The 14,440-nt window shown below is 68.5% G+C and carries 14 protein-coding genes; 6 read left to right on the top strand and 8 right to left on the bottom strand.

Annotated features, from left to right (window positions below):
- Nucleotide 1: 1 nt before the first annotated feature.
- From QRD43_RS07580 to QRD43_RS07555, 6 genes are all read right to left on the bottom strand, one after another.
- The gene (locus tag QRD43_RS07580) at nt 2–1,246 is read right to left on the bottom strand and encodes an acetyl-CoA C-acyltransferase (RefSeq protein WP_285981881.1); all 1,245 of its coding nucleotides are present in this window, start codon (nt 1,244–1,246) and stop codon (nt 2–4) included.
- A 12-nt stretch (nt 1,247–1,258) separates the two neighbouring features.
- Entirely contained in the window at nt 1,259–1,765 is a 507-nt protein-coding gene (locus QRD43_RS07575; RefSeq protein WP_285981880.1) for a DUF4442 domain-containing protein, read from the bottom strand.
- A 36-nt stretch (nt 1,766–1,801) separates the two neighbouring features.
- Complete coding sequence (locus tag QRD43_RS07570; RefSeq protein ID WP_285981879.1) at nt 1,802–4,198, bottom strand: 3-hydroxyacyl-CoA dehydrogenase/enoyl-CoA hydratase family protein; 2,397 nt, start codon at nt 4,196–4,198, stop codon at nt 1,802–1,804.
- 62 nt (nt 4,199–4,260) lie between these two features.
- Nucleotides 4,261–4,713, bottom strand: a complete 453-nt coding sequence (locus QRD43_RS07565) for a DUF2147 domain-containing protein (protein ID WP_285981878.1) — start codon at nt 4,711–4,713, stop codon at nt 4,261–4,263.
- A gap of 124 nt (nt 4,714–4,837) precedes the next feature.
- Nucleotides 4,838–6,628 carry an acyl-CoA dehydrogenase C-terminal domain-containing protein gene (locus QRD43_RS07560; protein ID WP_285981877.1) on the bottom strand — a complete coding sequence of 597 codons (1,791 nt, stop codon included), beginning with the start codon at nt 6,626–6,628 and terminating at the stop codon, nt 4,838–4,840.
- Between the two features lie 32 nt (nt 6,629–6,660).
- Nucleotides 6,661–7,422: a TetR/AcrR family transcriptional regulator gene (locus QRD43_RS07555; RefSeq protein ID WP_285981876.1), complete on the bottom strand. Its 762-nt coding sequence runs from the start codon at nt 7,420–7,422 to the stop codon at nt 6,661–6,663.
- Nucleotides 7,423–7,855: 433 nt separating this feature from the next.
- Between QRD43_RS07555 and QRD43_RS07550 the strand changes: the two genes are divergently transcribed.
- From QRD43_RS07550 to QRD43_RS07525, 6 genes are all read left to right on the top strand, one after another.
- Entirely contained in the window at nt 7,856–8,413 is a 558-nt protein-coding gene (locus QRD43_RS07550) for an HNH endonuclease (RefSeq protein ID WP_285981875.1), read from the top strand.
- Between the two features lie 52 nt (nt 8,414–8,465).
- Nucleotides 8,466–8,885, top strand: a complete 420-nt coding sequence (locus QRD43_RS07545) for an ankyrin repeat domain-containing protein (RefSeq protein WP_285981874.1) — start codon at nt 8,466–8,468, stop codon at nt 8,883–8,885.
- Between the two features lie 146 nt (nt 8,886–9,031).
- A complete protein-coding gene (locus tag QRD43_RS07540) occupies nt 9,032–9,526 on the top strand; it encodes an outer membrane lipoprotein (protein WP_285981873.1) in 495 nt (164 codons plus the stop codon).
- Between the two features lie 142 nt (nt 9,527–9,668).
- Entirely contained in the window at nt 9,669–9,881 is a 213-nt protein-coding gene (locus QRD43_RS07535) for a hypothetical protein (protein ID WP_285981872.1), read from the top strand.
- Nucleotides 9,882–10,292: 411 nt separating this feature from the next.
- Complete coding sequence (locus tag QRD43_RS07530) at nt 10,293–10,955, top strand: PEP-CTERM sorting domain-containing protein (RefSeq protein ID WP_285981871.1); 663 nt, start codon at nt 10,293–10,295, stop codon at nt 10,953–10,955.
- A gap of 129 nt (nt 10,956–11,084) precedes the next feature.
- Nucleotides 11,085–11,639: a hypothetical protein gene (locus QRD43_RS07525; RefSeq protein WP_285981870.1), complete on the top strand. Its 555-nt coding sequence runs from the start codon at nt 11,085–11,087 to the stop codon at nt 11,637–11,639.
- 9 nt (nt 11,640–11,648) lie between these two features.
- Here the strand turns inward: QRD43_RS07525 and QRD43_RS07520 are convergent, their stop codons facing one another.
- The gene (locus tag QRD43_RS07520) at nt 11,649–12,848 is read right to left on the bottom strand and encodes a trans-sulfuration enzyme family protein (RefSeq protein WP_285981869.1); all 1,200 of its coding nucleotides are present in this window, start codon (nt 12,846–12,848) and stop codon (nt 11,649–11,651) included.
- Nucleotides 12,848–14,233 (bottom strand): pyridoxal-phosphate dependent enzyme, encoded by a 1,386-nt coding sequence (locus QRD43_RS07515; RefSeq protein ID WP_285981868.1) that lies wholly within the window; start codon nt 14,231–14,233, stop codon nt 12,848–12,850. Before QRD43_RS07515 ends, QRD43_RS07520 begins: the two co-directional genes overlap by 1 nt.
- Between the last annotated feature and the right edge of the window lie 207 nt (nt 14,234–14,440).

The following is a 14,440-nucleotide window of genomic DNA, read 5'->3' as shown; positions in this document are numbered from 1 at the left end:
ATCAGACGCGTTCCAGGATGCCGGCGGCACCTTGGCCGGCGCCCACGCACATCGTCACCATGCCGTACTTGCCGCCGGTGCGGCGCAGGCCGTGGATGACCGACGCGGCGCGGATGGCACCGGTGGCGCCCAGCGGGTGGCCCAGGGCGATGGCGCCGCCGTTGGGGTTGACCTTGGCGCGGTCCAGGACGATGCCCTTGCTGTCCAGGTCGTTCAGCACGGCCAGGGACTGCGCAGCGAAGGCTTCGTTCAGCTCGACCCAGTCCAGGTCGGCGGCGGTGATGCCGGCGAGCTTCAGGGCGGCGGGGATCGCCTCGATCGGGCCGATGCCCATGATCTCGGGCGGCACGCCGCGCACGGTGAAGGACACGAAGCGGGCCAGCGGGGTCAGGCCGAAGCGCTTGACGGCGGCTTCAGAAGCCACGATCAGGGCGCCGGCGCCGTCGGAGGTCTGCGAGCTGTTGCCGGCAGTGACGCTGCCCATGCCCGTGGCCTTGCCGGTCGGGTCCTTGGGGGCGGCGAACACGGGCTTGAGCTTGCCCAGGCCTTCCAGCGAGGTGTCCTTGCGGGGGCCTTCGTCGATGTCGACGAGGCGCTTCTTCAGGGTGATCTCGCCGGTGGCCAGGTTGGGCACGCGCTCGAGGATCTCGAAGGGCGTCATCTCGGCCTTGAAGTGGCCGGCCTCGATGGCGGCCAGGGCGCGGCGGTGGGACTCCAGCGCGAAGGCATCCTGGTCTTCGCGGCTGACCTTCCACTGCTGGGCGACCTTCTCGGCGGTCAGGCCCATGCCGTAGGCGATGCCGATGTTGGCGTCGCGCTCGAAGATGGCGGGGGACAGCGAGGGCTTGTTGCCGCCCATCGGGACCATGGACATGGACTCGACACCGGCGGCGATCATCACCTCGGCCTCGCCCACGCGAATGCGGTCGGCGGCCATCTGCAGGGCGGTGATGCCCGAGGCGCAGTAGCGGTTGACCGTCACACCGCCCACGGAGTTGGGCAGGCCGGCCAGCACGGCGCCGACGCGGGCGATGTTCATGCCCTGCTCGCCTTCGGGGAAGGAGCAGCCCACGATGGCGTCTTCGATGGCGGCGGGATCCAGGGTCGGGACCTGGGCCAGGGCGGCCTGCATGGCGCGCACCAGCATCTCGTCCGGACGGGTGTTCTTGTAGTAGCCGCGGCCGGACTTGCCGATGGGCAGGCGCGTGGCGGCGCAGATGTAGGCTTCTTGCACTTGCTTGGCCATGATTTCAACCTTTCAGTTCTTGGCGGGCGCTGGGGCGTTCTTGGGAACCCAGGCCCAGACAAATTCACATTCCACCGGGTTCAGCCCGGCCTCGTCGGTCACCGTCACCTGCACGCTCACCTCGCCCTTGGGCTCGGTCTGCATCAGCTGGCGCTGCTGCTCGGTCAGCACGGCGCGGGCGCTGAGGCCGCCCGTCGCGCGCTTCTTGAAGGCCACATGCATGGACTTGCACAGCGGCAGGCAGTCGTCGCGCACGTTCATGCCGACCACCATGCCCGTCGCCGTCTCGGCCAGCAGGCCCATGGCGGCGGCGTGTACGCCGCCGATGTGGTTCTGCACGGGGCGGCGGTTGGCGATGGCGATCTGCGCCACCTCGTGGTCCAGCTGCACGAAGTCCAGCTTGGCGGTGCCGGTGAACGGCACCGCACGGCGCAGCACCGCATTGCGCGCCAGGGGGCGCAGGGCGGCGGGCAGCGCGTCCAGCTTGGACAGGGTGCGGGCGAGGCGGTTGGCGCTCATGTGACGAGGCTTTCGGCGTTCTCGGTGGGGAGCGCCTTAGTTGCGAACCGGCTTGCCGGTTTGCAGCATGCCCATGATCCGCTCTTGCGTCTTGGGGTTCTCCAGCAGGGCGCAGAAGTGCTTGCGTTCCAGGGTCATCAGGTATTCCTCGTCGACCACGGTGCCGGCTTCCACTTCGCCACCGCAGACCACGTCGGCGATCAGGCTCGCCAGCAGGTAGTCGTGGTCGCTGATGAAGGCGCCGTCACGCATATTGGCCAGCTGGCCCTTGATGGTGGCGATGCCCGAACGGCCGGCCACGGGAATGCGCGACTTCAGCGGGGCGCGGTAGCCGGCGTCGAACAGCGCCTTGACCTGCGCGCTGGCCACGAACAGCAGCTCGTCCTTGTTCGGGACGATCAGGTCGGAGTCCAGCAGGAAGCCGTTCTTGCGGGCTTCGACGGCCGAGGTGGCGACCTTGGCGGTGGCCGCGGTCGTGAAACCGTCCTTCAGGAAGGCGAAGAGGTCCACGCCGGAGTTGCCGGCCGCGGCCATCTCAGCGGCACGGCGGGCGATGTAGGTCAGGCCGCCACCGCCCGGGATCAGACCCACGCCGACTTCCACCAGACCGACATACGACTCCATGTGTGCCACGCGACGGGCGCAGTGCACAGCCAGCTCGCAGCCGCCGCCCAGGGCCAGGCCGCGCATCGCGGCGACCACCGGCACTTGGGCGTAGCGCACGCGCAGCATCATGTCCTGCAGCTTCTTCTCTTCCGGGGCGATGCCCTTGGCGCCCTTGGTCATGAAGACGGGCATCAGGGACTCGAGGTTCGCGCCGGCGGAGAACACATCGTCCGGCGACCAGATCACCAGGCCCTTGTACTTGGCTTCGGCGATCTCGACGGCCTTGAGCAGGCCCTCGGTCACGGTCGGGGAGATCAGGTGCAGCTTGGCGGTGATCGAGGCGATCAGCACTTCGCCGTCCAGGCTCCAGACGCGCACTTCCTCGTTCTTGAACTCTTCCGTGCCGGCCTTCAGGGGCTCGACAGCCCCCTCGCCCACCAGGGACTCGGGGAAGGCCTGGCGCTCGTACACCGGCAGCTTGGCGCGGGGCTTGAACTTGCCTTCGGCAGCACTCCAGGAACCGTTGGCGCTGTGCACGCCACCGTTCTCGGCCACGGGGCCCTCGAACACCCAGGCGGGCAGCGGGGCGCTGGCCAGGGTCTTGCCGGCCTCGATGTCTTCCTTGATCCACTGGGCGACCTGCGTCCAGCCGGCGGCCTGCCACAGCTCGAACGGCCCCTGTTGCGAACCGAAGCCCCAGCGCATGGCGAAGTCGATCTCGCGGGCGGTGTCGGCCACGGTGGCCAGGTGCACGGCCACGTAGTGGAAGCTGTCACGCAGGATGGACCACAGGAACTGGGCCTGCGGGTTGGTGGACTCGCGCAGCAGCTTGATGCGGTCGGCTGCGGGCTTCTTCAGCATGCGGGCCACGATCTCGTCGGCCTTCTTGCCGCCGGCGACGTACTCGCCCGTGGCGAAGTCCAGGCGCTGGATGTCCTTGCCCACCTTCTTGTAGAAACCGCCGCCGGCCTTCTGGCCCAGGGCGCCCTTCTCGATCAGGCCGGCCAGCACCTTCGGGGTGGCGTAGGTCGCGTAGAAGGGGTCGTCCTTCAGGTTGTCCTGCATCGTCTTCACGACGTGGGCCATGGTGTCCAGGCCCACGACGTCGGCGGTGCGGAAGGTGCCGGAGCTGGCACGGCCGAGCTTCTTGCCGGTCAGGTCGTCGACCACGTCCACGGACAGGCCGAACTTCTCGGCCTCGATCATCGTGGCCATCATGCCGGCGATGCCGACGCGGTTGGCGACGAAGTTGGGCGTGTCATTGGCGCGCACGACGCCCTTGCCCACGGCGGTGGTGACGAAGCCTTCCAGCTGGTCGATCACTTCCGGACGGGTCGTCGGGGTGTTGATCAGCTCCACCAGGTACATGTAGCGCGGCGGGTTGAAGAAATGGATGCCGCAGAAGCGCGGCTTGATCTCTTCGGGCAGCACTTCGGAGAGCTTGGTGATGCTCAGGCCGGAGGTGTTGGACGCGACGATGGCGTGCGGGGCGATGAAGGGAGCGATCTTGGTGTACAGATCCAGCTTCCAGTCCATGCGCTCGGCGATGGCCTCGATGATGAGGTCGCAGTCCTTGAGCAGTTCCAGGTGCTCTTCGTAGTTGGCCTGCTGGATCAGCGCCGCATCTTCGGGCACGCCCAGGGGCGACGGCTTGAGCTTCTTCAGGCCGTCGACGGCCTTGGTCACGATGCCGTTCTTCGGGCCTTCCTTGGCCGGCAGGTCGAACAGCACCACGGGCACCTTGACGTTGACCAGGTGTGCAGCGATCTGCGCGCCCATCACGCCAGCGCCGAGGACGGCGACTTTGCGAACTTGGAATCGACTCACGGAATTACTCCTCTTTCAATTCAGAGATGGGCGCGCTCGCCTGAGCACGCCCGCTTGAGGCCTTACTCGACCCGGACCCAGACCTGGGTGCGGTAGAAGAAGCCGACGTAGCCACGCATTTCCAGCTTCTTGCCGCCCTCGATCGGCTTCAGCCGGGTCCGGTAGGTCTTGCCATTGTTGGGATCCAGGATCTCGCCGCCGCTCCACAGCGCCTTGTCATCGGCGTCCTGCTTGACGCCGCGGATGATCTGCAGGCCCGTCACCGGCTTGTCCTTGCGATCGTCCTTGCAGAGATCGCACTTGGAGTCCAGGTGCTTGGGGTCGAAGATCTTCTCGATGCTGCCCACCAGCACGCCGTTGCTTTCGCTGATGCGTACCAGGGACTTCTCGGTCTTGCCGTCGTCGTCGATCGTCTTCCACAGGCCGACCGGGGAGGTCTGGGCCAGTGCGGGGGCGGCAGCCAGCAGGGTGGCTGCGAAGGTGCCGACAAGGGTGGCGGCCAAGGTGCGTTGCATGGGGCGAGTCTCCTGTGTTGTTGTGACGGTCGCGCGGCGCCTCCTCGGGGCCGCGCGCCGCGGATGCTCAGCATCGCAGACGCCGGGGCGTGCTGCAATGCCGGCTCCTGGCTTCAGTCCTGCCTCAGAACAGGGCTTCGTCCATCGCCATCAGCGGCTGCAGACCGGCACGGGCGGTGCGGATCAGCGAAGCCGTCTCGGGCAGCAGCTTGGCGAAGTAGAAGCGGGCGGTGTGCAGCTTGGCGGTGTAGAACGGGTCGCCGCTGCCCTGCTTCTCCAGCGCGATCTTGGCCGCGCGGGCGAAGAAGTAGGCGAAGCACAGGTGGCCCACGACGCGCAGGTAGTCCACCGCGGCGGCACCGACTTCATCGGGGTTCTGGAAGGCCTTCATGCCGATCTCGGTGGTCAGCTTGGTGACCTTGTCGCCCAGGTCGGCCAGCGGGTTGATGAACTCCTGCATGGCTTCGCTGGTGCCCTCTTCCTCGACGAAGGTGGCGATCTTCTTGCCGAACTTCTTCAGCGTGGCGCCGTTGTTGCCCAGCACCTTGCGGCCCAGCAGGTCCAGCGACTGGATGGTGTTGGTGCCTTCGTAGATCATGTTGATCCGCGCGTCGCGCACGAACTGCTCCATGCCCCACTCGTGGATGAAGCCGTGGCCGCCGTAGACCTGCATGCAGTGCGAGGTGGCGATCCAGCCGTTGTCGGTCAGGAAGGCCTTGATGATGGGGGTCAGCAGGGCGACTTCGGCCTCGCATTCCTTGCGCTCGTCCTCATCGTCCGAGGAGAGGGCCTTGTCCAGCTGCAGCGCGACGTAGGTCGACAGCGCGCGGCCGCCTTCGGCATAGGCGCGGGCGGTCAGCAGCATCTTGCGCACATCGGGGTGCACGATGATGGGGTCGGCAGCCTTGTCCGGGGCCTTCACGCCCGACAGCGAACGCATCTGGATGCGGTCCTTGGCGTAGGTGACGGCGTTCTGGTAGGCCACTTCGGTCAGGCCCAGGGACTGGTTGCCCACGCCCAGACGGGCGGCGTTCATCATCACGAACATCGCGGCCAGGCCCTTGTTGGGCTCGCCCACCATCGTGCCGATGGCGTTCTCCAGCACCATCTGGCAGGTGGAGTTGGCGTGGATGCCCATCTTGTGCTCGAGGCCGGCGCAGAAGATGCCGTTGCGGGCGCCCAGGGTGCCATCGGCGTTCACCAGGAACTTCGGCACGATGAACAGCGAGATGCCCTTGGAACCGGCGGGTGCGTCCGGCAGGCGGGCCAGCACCAGGTGGACGATGTTCTCGGCCAGGTCGTGCTCGCCGGCCGAGATGAAGATCTTGGCGCCGGTGATCTTGTAGGTGCCGTCGGCCTGGGGCTCGGCCTTGGTGCGCAGCAGGCCGAGGTCGGTGCCGCAGTGCGGCTCGGTCAGGCACATCGTGCCGGTCCACTCGCCGCTGGTCAGCTTGGTCAGGTAGGTGGCCTTCTGCTCGGGCGTGCCGTGGGCATGCAGGGCCTCGTAGGCGCCGTGGCTCAGGCCGGGGTACATGGTCCAGGCCTGGTTGGCCGAGTTCATCATCTCGTACATGCCCTGGTTCACCAGCACCGGCAGGCCTTGGCCGCCGTAGGCCGGGTCGCAGGACAGCGCGGGCCAGCCGCCTTCCACGTACTGCTTGTAGGCTTCCTTGAAGCCCTTGGGCGGGGTGACCTCGTGCGTGGTCTTGTCCAGCTTGCAGCCCTCGGCGTCGCCGCTCAGGTTCAGCGGGGCGATGACTTCGGCGCAGAACTTGCCGCCCTCTTCCAGCACCGCGTTGATGGTGTCGGCATCGATGTCGGCGTGGGCGGGGAGCATCTTCAGCTCTTCAACCACATTCAGCATTTCGTGCATCACGAACTGCATGTCGCGCAGGGGAGGGGTATAGGTGGGCATGGTCGACTCCAGTGGGGACTTGTGGTGAGAGATCAGGCTCGCTTGCGCGAGGCGGCAACGCCGCGGGACTTGGACCCCGTTTGCGGGGCGGGTGCTGACGGGCCCTGCCCCGCGCCGGCGCGGTCGACTTGCTGACCAGCCGGCGTGATGCAGGACACGATGACGCGATCGAAGCCCTTGCCGGCGCGCTCCAGCGCACCCGGGCTGCGCATGAAGCGCGCGTCGTGGTGAAGGGACAGGATCAGGCCGTGCAGCTCGAAGAGGATCTGCAGGGCATCGGTGTCGGCGGCCAGATGGCCTTCGTCCTTGGCCAGGAGGATGGCCTTGTGCAGGGCGGCGTGCCAGGCCTTGACCATCGAGACCAGGGCATCGCGCACCGGGCCGGGACGGTCGTCGAATTCAACAGCGCCCGAGATGTAGATGCAGCCCGAATCGATTTCCACCGACACGCGGCGCACCCAGCGCTCGTACAGGGCGCGCAGGCGCGGCAGGCCGCGCGGTTCGCGGATCGCCGTGAAGAAGACTTCTTCCTCGAATTTGGCGTGATACTCGCGGACGACGGCGATCTGCAGTTCCTCGCGCGAGCCGAAATGGGCGAACACCCCGGACTTGCTCATCTTCGTCACGTCGGCCAGGGCGCCGATGGACAGGCCCTCCAGCCCCATGTGCGAGGCCAGGCCCAGGGCCGCTTCCAGAATGGCGGCGCGCGTCTGCTGCCCTTTTTGCAGGGAGCGGACGGCACGGCGCGGAGCCCGGGTCTCGGGCTTGCTGGCGGGCGTGGAGGCGGTCGGCACAGTGGTCTTTCGTGAGCGCTTGAGGCGTCAATAATAAAACGAACGATCGTTCTATTTTTGCCCAAAAGACCGCGAACTGCACAAGGCCCGCACGGGGCTTTCTAGGGGCAGGCGCCTAGAAGCGCACAGTCCGGGCCGCAAACCAAGGGTGAACCCTGATATTTGCTGCGGTGCAGCAGGCGAAACACCCCCTGCCCCGGCCCGGCGACGCCGCACCGAGGTGCCGGCAGGAGGGCGGTCAAGATGCGGGCAGGGCAAATCGCGAGCCTGCCAGTCTGCGAGGGCGGGATGACAGGGGCTTGACGGGGTCGTCCGCAGCCAACACCGCTGCCCCGAAGGGCCGCAAAGGCCCATGAATCCGGGCTTCCCGGCCCCTGACGCCTTGAGTCCCCTGGCGCACCTGCAGTACGCTGCAGACTTGGAGGTCAGCACTGTGGATGTTCTGCAACTGGATGTCTCGGGACGACCGCAAGCCTGGATCAGCACCCGGGACGCGGCCGCGATCTACGCCAACGATGGTGTCGCCTGGACCCTGGGCGAGCCGTGCCAGGTCCTGCGCGGCGGGCTGCAGCGCCGCACGGGGCTGCAGTCGCGCATCGAGGTCCACCCCATCATCGCGGTGCGCGGCGCCGTGCCCTCCCGGGCCTGGCGGCACGAGCCGGCCCTCTCCAATCCCAAGCTCTTCGCCCGTGACCGGTACCTGTGCGCCTACTGCGGCCGCGCGTTCCACCTCGACGACCTCACGCGCGAACACATCGTGCCGAGCTCCCGGGGCGGGTGCGACAGCTGGATGAACTGCATCACGGCCTGCCGCAGCTGCAACGGCCGCAAGGCGGACCGCCTGCCCGAAGAGGCGCACATGAGCCTGCTCTACCTGCCCTATGTGCCCAGCCTGCACGAGGACATGATCCTGCGCGGCCGCCGCATCCTGGTCGACCAGATGGAGTTCCTGCTGGCCAGCGTGCCGCGCAGCAGTCGCTTGCACGGGTGAGGCCCCGAGCGCGGGCCGCCATGCCGCCGATGGCGGGAGGTAGCATGCGTCGATGAGCCCTGGAAACGAAGCACGGACGCTGGAGCAACTCCTGCTGGAGGCGGCCGAGACCCTCTTTCCCGACGCCGATCCGCCGCCGAGGCTGGACCTCCATGCGAAAGACGGCAGCGGCGACACGGCGCTTCATGTCTGCCTGTGGCGTGGCGATGAGGTCGCCGCCCGTGCACTCATCGCCCATGGGGCCGACGTCAACGCCATCGGGGACATGGGTGAGACGCCCTTGCATGTGGCCATGCGCCAGGCGGGTCCCAGGACGCTGGCGGCACTGATGGCCGCAGGCTCGCGGAGGGACGTCGTCTCCGAGTTCCGACAGACCCCCCAGGATGTTGCCGTGGAAACGGGCCGCCTCGCGGTCTACGAAGAAGCCCTGGCCCTCGCGCTGGCACCGCCCCGACGCCGCCGGCCCGGCTAGCCGTTACAGAACGTACACAGAACGCACACAGGCCACCGGTGTCCGGGCAAACGGCGGCAGCTCCGGCTCGGTAAAGTTGCGTCATGCCGTCAACGCGCCAGCCCGCGCTGCGTTGCTGCGGCAGACCACTGCCGGAGAATCAAGACATGAACAAGACCTTCGCCCTTTGCGCCAGCGTGCTGGCCGTGAGCCTGCTCGGCGCCTGCGCCTCCAGCAATCCGGACGTCGTGCGCCGCAGTGACGCGCAGCGCATGTCCACCGTCATCGACGCCACCGTGCTGAGCGTGCGCCCCGTGACCGTGGACGGCAACCAGAGCGGCGCCGGCGCCGTCACCGGCGGCGTGATCGGCGCCGTTGCGGGGTCGTCGGTCGGCGGTCGCCGCGAAGGCCAGATCGTGGGCGTGCTGGGCGCCGTGGCCGGTGCCGTGGTCGGCAACGCCATCGAGCGCAATGCCACCCGCGAAGATGCCGTCGAGATCCTCGTCCAGCTGCGCAACGGCGAACGCCGCTCCGTCATCCAGGGCAAGGGCCAGGAGAACTTCCTGGCCGGCGATCCCGTCATCCTGACGACGACCGGCGGCAAGACCCGCGTGAGCCGCGCTCCCGTGGTGTCGCAGCCGGCCCACGCGCCGTCGAACTGAGGGCCGAGGGGCTGGGCCGGGGCCCCAATCGGAGGGGGCCGTGTGACGGCCCCCCCGCCTCGGGGACGCCCTTCGGGGGGGGCTGCCAGGCCGCCGGGGAGCAGCGATGCTTCGGGCCATAGCAAACGTCTGAGTCCCCGACATGCCCAGCCTCAGCCTCGACTTCTACTTCGCCCCCTACCAGGCACGCCCGAGCAGCCACCCGGAATTCCATGAGATGCCGGCCTCGCTGGACGGCCTGGAGGTGCGCGACAGCACGCTGGCGGAATGGCTCGAGGTCGGCACCGGCTTCGACGAGCTGACGCCCCTGGAAAGCCTGGACACTGACTGGCTGGACCAGCTCCCGCCGAACTGAGCGGGGCCCGCACCGCCCGCCCCCCCGCTTCCGGGACCGCCCCTTCGCCGTCGCCACGCCCGCCGCCCAGCGCCTGCCAAAGCGCCCGCCCGTGCTCGCGGCCAACGACGGCGCCCCCTGCTGGATCGACGGCGCCCGGCCTTTCGTTGGCCGTTGACGCCCTCGCGGCCCCGGCATCCCCCCGCCTCATCACATCGGCAGCGCCGCATCCGCAGGCCGCCGCACGCCGTCCTGGCGGCATTCCTAACGTCAAGAAATCTGACACTTGGCTGATCCCAAACGCCCTCGACGGGCGCAAAGCCCATGGACAGGGCCCTGGCCCGGCTTTTGCATGACGACGGCGCCGCCCTCGTCGGGGGCATGTCACAAGATGTACGACATTCAATCCACCTCACCCATGAGTTATTGAACATGAAACAAAAAGTGTTGGCGCTCATCGCCGGCCTCGCCTTCAGCGCTCTGTCCCACGCCTCCATCATCACGTTCACCGGCGGTACCGTGCATCGCCACTCGGGCGGCGATGTCGTCACCAACAACACGAGCAACTACAACGACGTGGCCCGCTACGAGGAGGCAGGCTTCCGCGTGGACTTCGTCGGTGGCAACGGCTTCGCGTCCAACATCGGGAACTACTACGGCGTCGGCAAGGACGTGATCCACGGCCACTGGGCCAGCGGTCACTTCGGTGGCCTGACCCGCATCGTGTTCACCAAGATCGACGGTTCCGCCTTCGACCTGAACTACTTCGTCCTCACTTCCAACACGGCGTTCGGCGGCGGCAGGGCGGACGGCACCGAACGCGCCTATGTGCATGCCTCGATGGATGGCGTGACCGCCAGCTACTCGCAGCTGCTGCCCAGCGAAGACTGGGGCTTCCCGGCCACACAGGTGTTCCTGGGCAACCAGTTCGACGGCATCAAGTCCTTCTGGTTTGATGTGAGCTCGCCGGTGGACTGCTTCGGCATGGACAGCTTCTACATCGACCAGCCCGCCCCCGGCGTGCCGGAACCCAGCTCCATCGCCCTGGCCGGCCTCGCCCTGCTGGCCCTTGGCGCCAAGCGCCGCCGCGCCTGAGTTCCCTGACGCCCCGATCCGTGAGAGTTCGGGGCGCCAGCCGGCGGGGCATCCTCGCCTCCCGGCCCGCACGGGCGTGTCCCGCCCGTGCGTTCGTCGGTCTCCTGCTCATGCGCTACCCTGCGCCCCATGAGCAAATCCTCCGTCGACGCCAACTACCGCTTCATCGCGGCCTACCAGGAAGTCAACGCCCGCGTGGCGCAACGCCAGCAGGTGCTGGCGCTGTACGTCAGCCTCGTGGTGAGCCTGCTGGCAGCCCTCGTGGCCCTGCGCCCGGCGCCCGGGCAGACGGCGGCTCCGATCGAATGGCTGATCCTCGGCTTCCCGGTGGCCTCGCTGTGCCTGGCCTTCCTGAATGCCAAGGCCGAACGCGCGATCACCAATCTGCGGCATTTCCTGGCGCAGCTGGAGCAGCTGGACGACGCGCACCAGCGCCTGCCCAGCTACAACACCGACCCGCACTGGTCGGCCGGCGCCAACCGCGCGCGCCGCTACCACGACTACACCGCCGCCGTGCTCGCCACCTTCGGCAACGGCGCGGGCCTGGGCGCCGCGCTGGACATCTACGGCCAGCGCCTGCAGGGCCACACCTGGGCGGTGGCCCTCGCCGGCGGCCTGGCCGGCCTGTCGCTGCTCATCCTGGTGCTCACGCCGCGGTGGAGCTACCGGCCCGCCACGGCCTGAGCGGCCTCGTCAGACGGCCGCCAGTGCCTGCGCGAGGTCACGGCGCAGATCGCCCACGTCCTCCACGCCCACGGACAGCCGCACCAGCGAATCCGTGATGCCTTGCGGCTCGCGGATCTCGCGCGGGATGGAGGCATGCGTCATGAGGGCCGGCAGCGAGATGAGGCTCTCCACCCCGCCCAGACTCTCGGCCAGGGCGAAGAGCTGCACGCGCTCCAGGAAGCGGCGGGCGCCCGCGAGGTCGGAGGCCAGGTCGATGCTGATCATGCCGCCGCCGCCTCGCGCCTGCCGCTGTGCCAGCGCATGTTGCGGGTAGGTGGGCAGGCCGGGGTAGTGCACCTGCGCGACCTGCGGCTGCTCGCTCAGCCACTGAGCCAGCTCCTGGGCGCTGGCGTTGTGCCGCTCCATGCGCAGGGCCAGGGTCTTCAGGCCGCGCAGCGCGAGAAAGCTGTCGAAAGGTCCGGCAATCGCGCCCACGGCGTTGTGCAGAAAGCCCAGCTGTTCGCGCACGGCGGCCTGGCGCGCCTCGCCGCCGACCACCACCACGCCGCCGATCACGTCGCTGTGCCCGTTGAGGTACTTGGTGGCCGAGTGCAGCACGAGGTCGAAGCCCAGTTCCAGCGGGCGCTGGGCCCAGGGGCTGGCAAAGGTGTTGTCCGCGACGGCCAGCGCACCATGCTGGCGTGCGATGGCGGCGACGGCGGCGAGATCGGTGAGTTTGAGCAGCGGGTTGCTGGGCGTCTCGATCCAGATCAGCCGGGTGTCGGGGCGCAGCGCGGCCTGCACGGCATCGGGATTGCGGGTGTCCACGTAGCTCACCTGCAGGCCGGCGCTGTGCTTGCGCACGCGTTCGAAGAGCCGGTAGCTGCCGCCGTAGAGGTCGTCGCCGGCCACGATGTGGGAGCCCGCGGGCAGGGTGTCCAGCACCGTGGCCATGGCAGCAAGCCCCGAAGCGAAGGCATAGGCCTGCGCCCCGCTCTCCAGGTCCGCCACGGCGCGCTCATAGGCCTGGCGCGTGGGGTTGTGGGTGCGGCCGTACTCGTAGCCGCTGTGCACGCCCGGGCTTTGCTGGCGGTAGGTCGAGCTGACAGAGATGGCGGGCATCACCGCACCGGTGACGGGGTCCGGCGACTGGCCGCCGTGGATGACGCGCGTGGCGAAGGCCAGGCGCTCGTCGCGTTGATCGGCTTGTCGTGCATCGTGGCTCATCACGCCACCTCCTTGCGCAGATGGTTCAAGAGGTCGAAACGGGTCACCAGGCCGTGGAAGCCGCCCTCGTCGGCGATCACCGCCACCAGGCCCTGGCGCAGCTGGGCCTGCAGCGCGGCCAGGCCGGCCGAGGGCGCGAGGGTCTGCACCTGCGGGTTCATGGCCGAGGCCACGAGGGCCGTGAAGGCCCCGCGGTCGTCCGACACCCGCGCCAGCAGGTCCGACTCGTCCAGCAGGCCCACGAGGCGGCCGGCGTCCAGCACTGGCAGCTGGGAGATGTCGGCCTGGCGCATGCGCGCGAAGGCGGTGGCCAGGGTGTCCGCCGGGCTCACGCTGACCACCGCGCCTTGCGACGCCGGTCGGGCGATGAGGTCGCGCAGATCGCCGAGGCTGGGGCGCTTGAGCAGGCCCTGGTCGAACATCCAGTGGTCGTTGTAGACCTTGGAGAGGTAGCGGGTCCCGGTGTCGCAGACGAAGGTCACCACGCGCTTGGCCTCGGTCTGGGCACGGCAGTAGCGCAGGGCGGCGGCCAGCAGCGTGCCGGTGGAGGAGCCGGCCAGGATGCCCTCGGCACGGTAGAGCTCGCGGGCCGTGGCGAAGCTCTCGGCATCGCTGATGCTGTAGGCCTGGCGCACGCGGCTGAGGTCGGAGATGGGCGGGATGAAGTCCTCGCCGATGCCTTCCACGGCCCAGGAGCCGGCCTCGCCGAAGGCGCCGGTGTCGATGTAGTCCTTGAGGATGGAGCCCTGCGGGTCCGCCAGCACCATCTCCAGGCCCGGTTGCACGCGCTGGAAGAAGCGCGACAGGCCGGTGAGCGTGCCGCCCGAGCCCACGCCACAGACGACGGCATCCACGTCATGGCCGGTCTGCTGCCAGATCTCCGGCGCCGTGGTGGTCTCATGCGCCAGCGGATTGGCCGGGTTGTTGAACTGATCCGCATACCAGGCGCCGGGGATCTCCTGCACGAGGCGGGCCGCCACATCCTGGTAGTAGGCCGGGTGGCCCTTGAGCACGTCGGAGCGGGTGATATGCACCTGGGCGCCCAGGGCTCGGAGCTGCAGCACCTTCTCGGCGGACATCTTGTCAGGCACCACCAGCGCGACCTGGTAGCCCTTGGCGCGGGCCACCAGGGCCAGACCCAGGCCGGTGTTGCCCGCGGTGGCCTCCACCACGGTGCCGCCCGGCTGCAGCAGGCCCTGGCGCTCGGCGGTCTCGATCATGGCCAGGCCGATGCGGTCCTTGATGGAGCCGCCGGGATTGTGGGACTCCAGTTTGAGGAAGAGCTGGCAGGGGCCGGTATCGAGCCGGTTGACCGGCAGCAGCGGCGTGTTGCCGATCAGGTCCAGCACGGCGGGGCGGGGCTCCAGGGGAAGTCGGGCAGTCATGGGGGTTCTCTTGTGGGCAGCGAGGGTCAGGTCTTGCCTTCGCCGGACCGGCGCTGCGGTACGGCGCCGGGGTGAGCGCGCACCTTAAGGCTCCATTCGCGACGCACGAAGCACGGAAAACGCATGAGCTTCTGCACCCGTTGCTGCAGATCCGGCAGCCCCGCGGACGCTGCTGGAAATCAAGCAAGCACATGCAAAAGCCGTCCT

Origin of the sequence: Roseateles subflavus, assembly GCF_030285365.1 — a bacterium.
Classification (GTDB): domain Bacteria; phylum Pseudomonadota; class Gammaproteobacteria; order Burkholderiales; family Burkholderiaceae_C; genus Roseateles_B; species Roseateles_B subflavus.
This window is presented reverse-complemented; position numbering and strand designations above follow the sequence as displayed.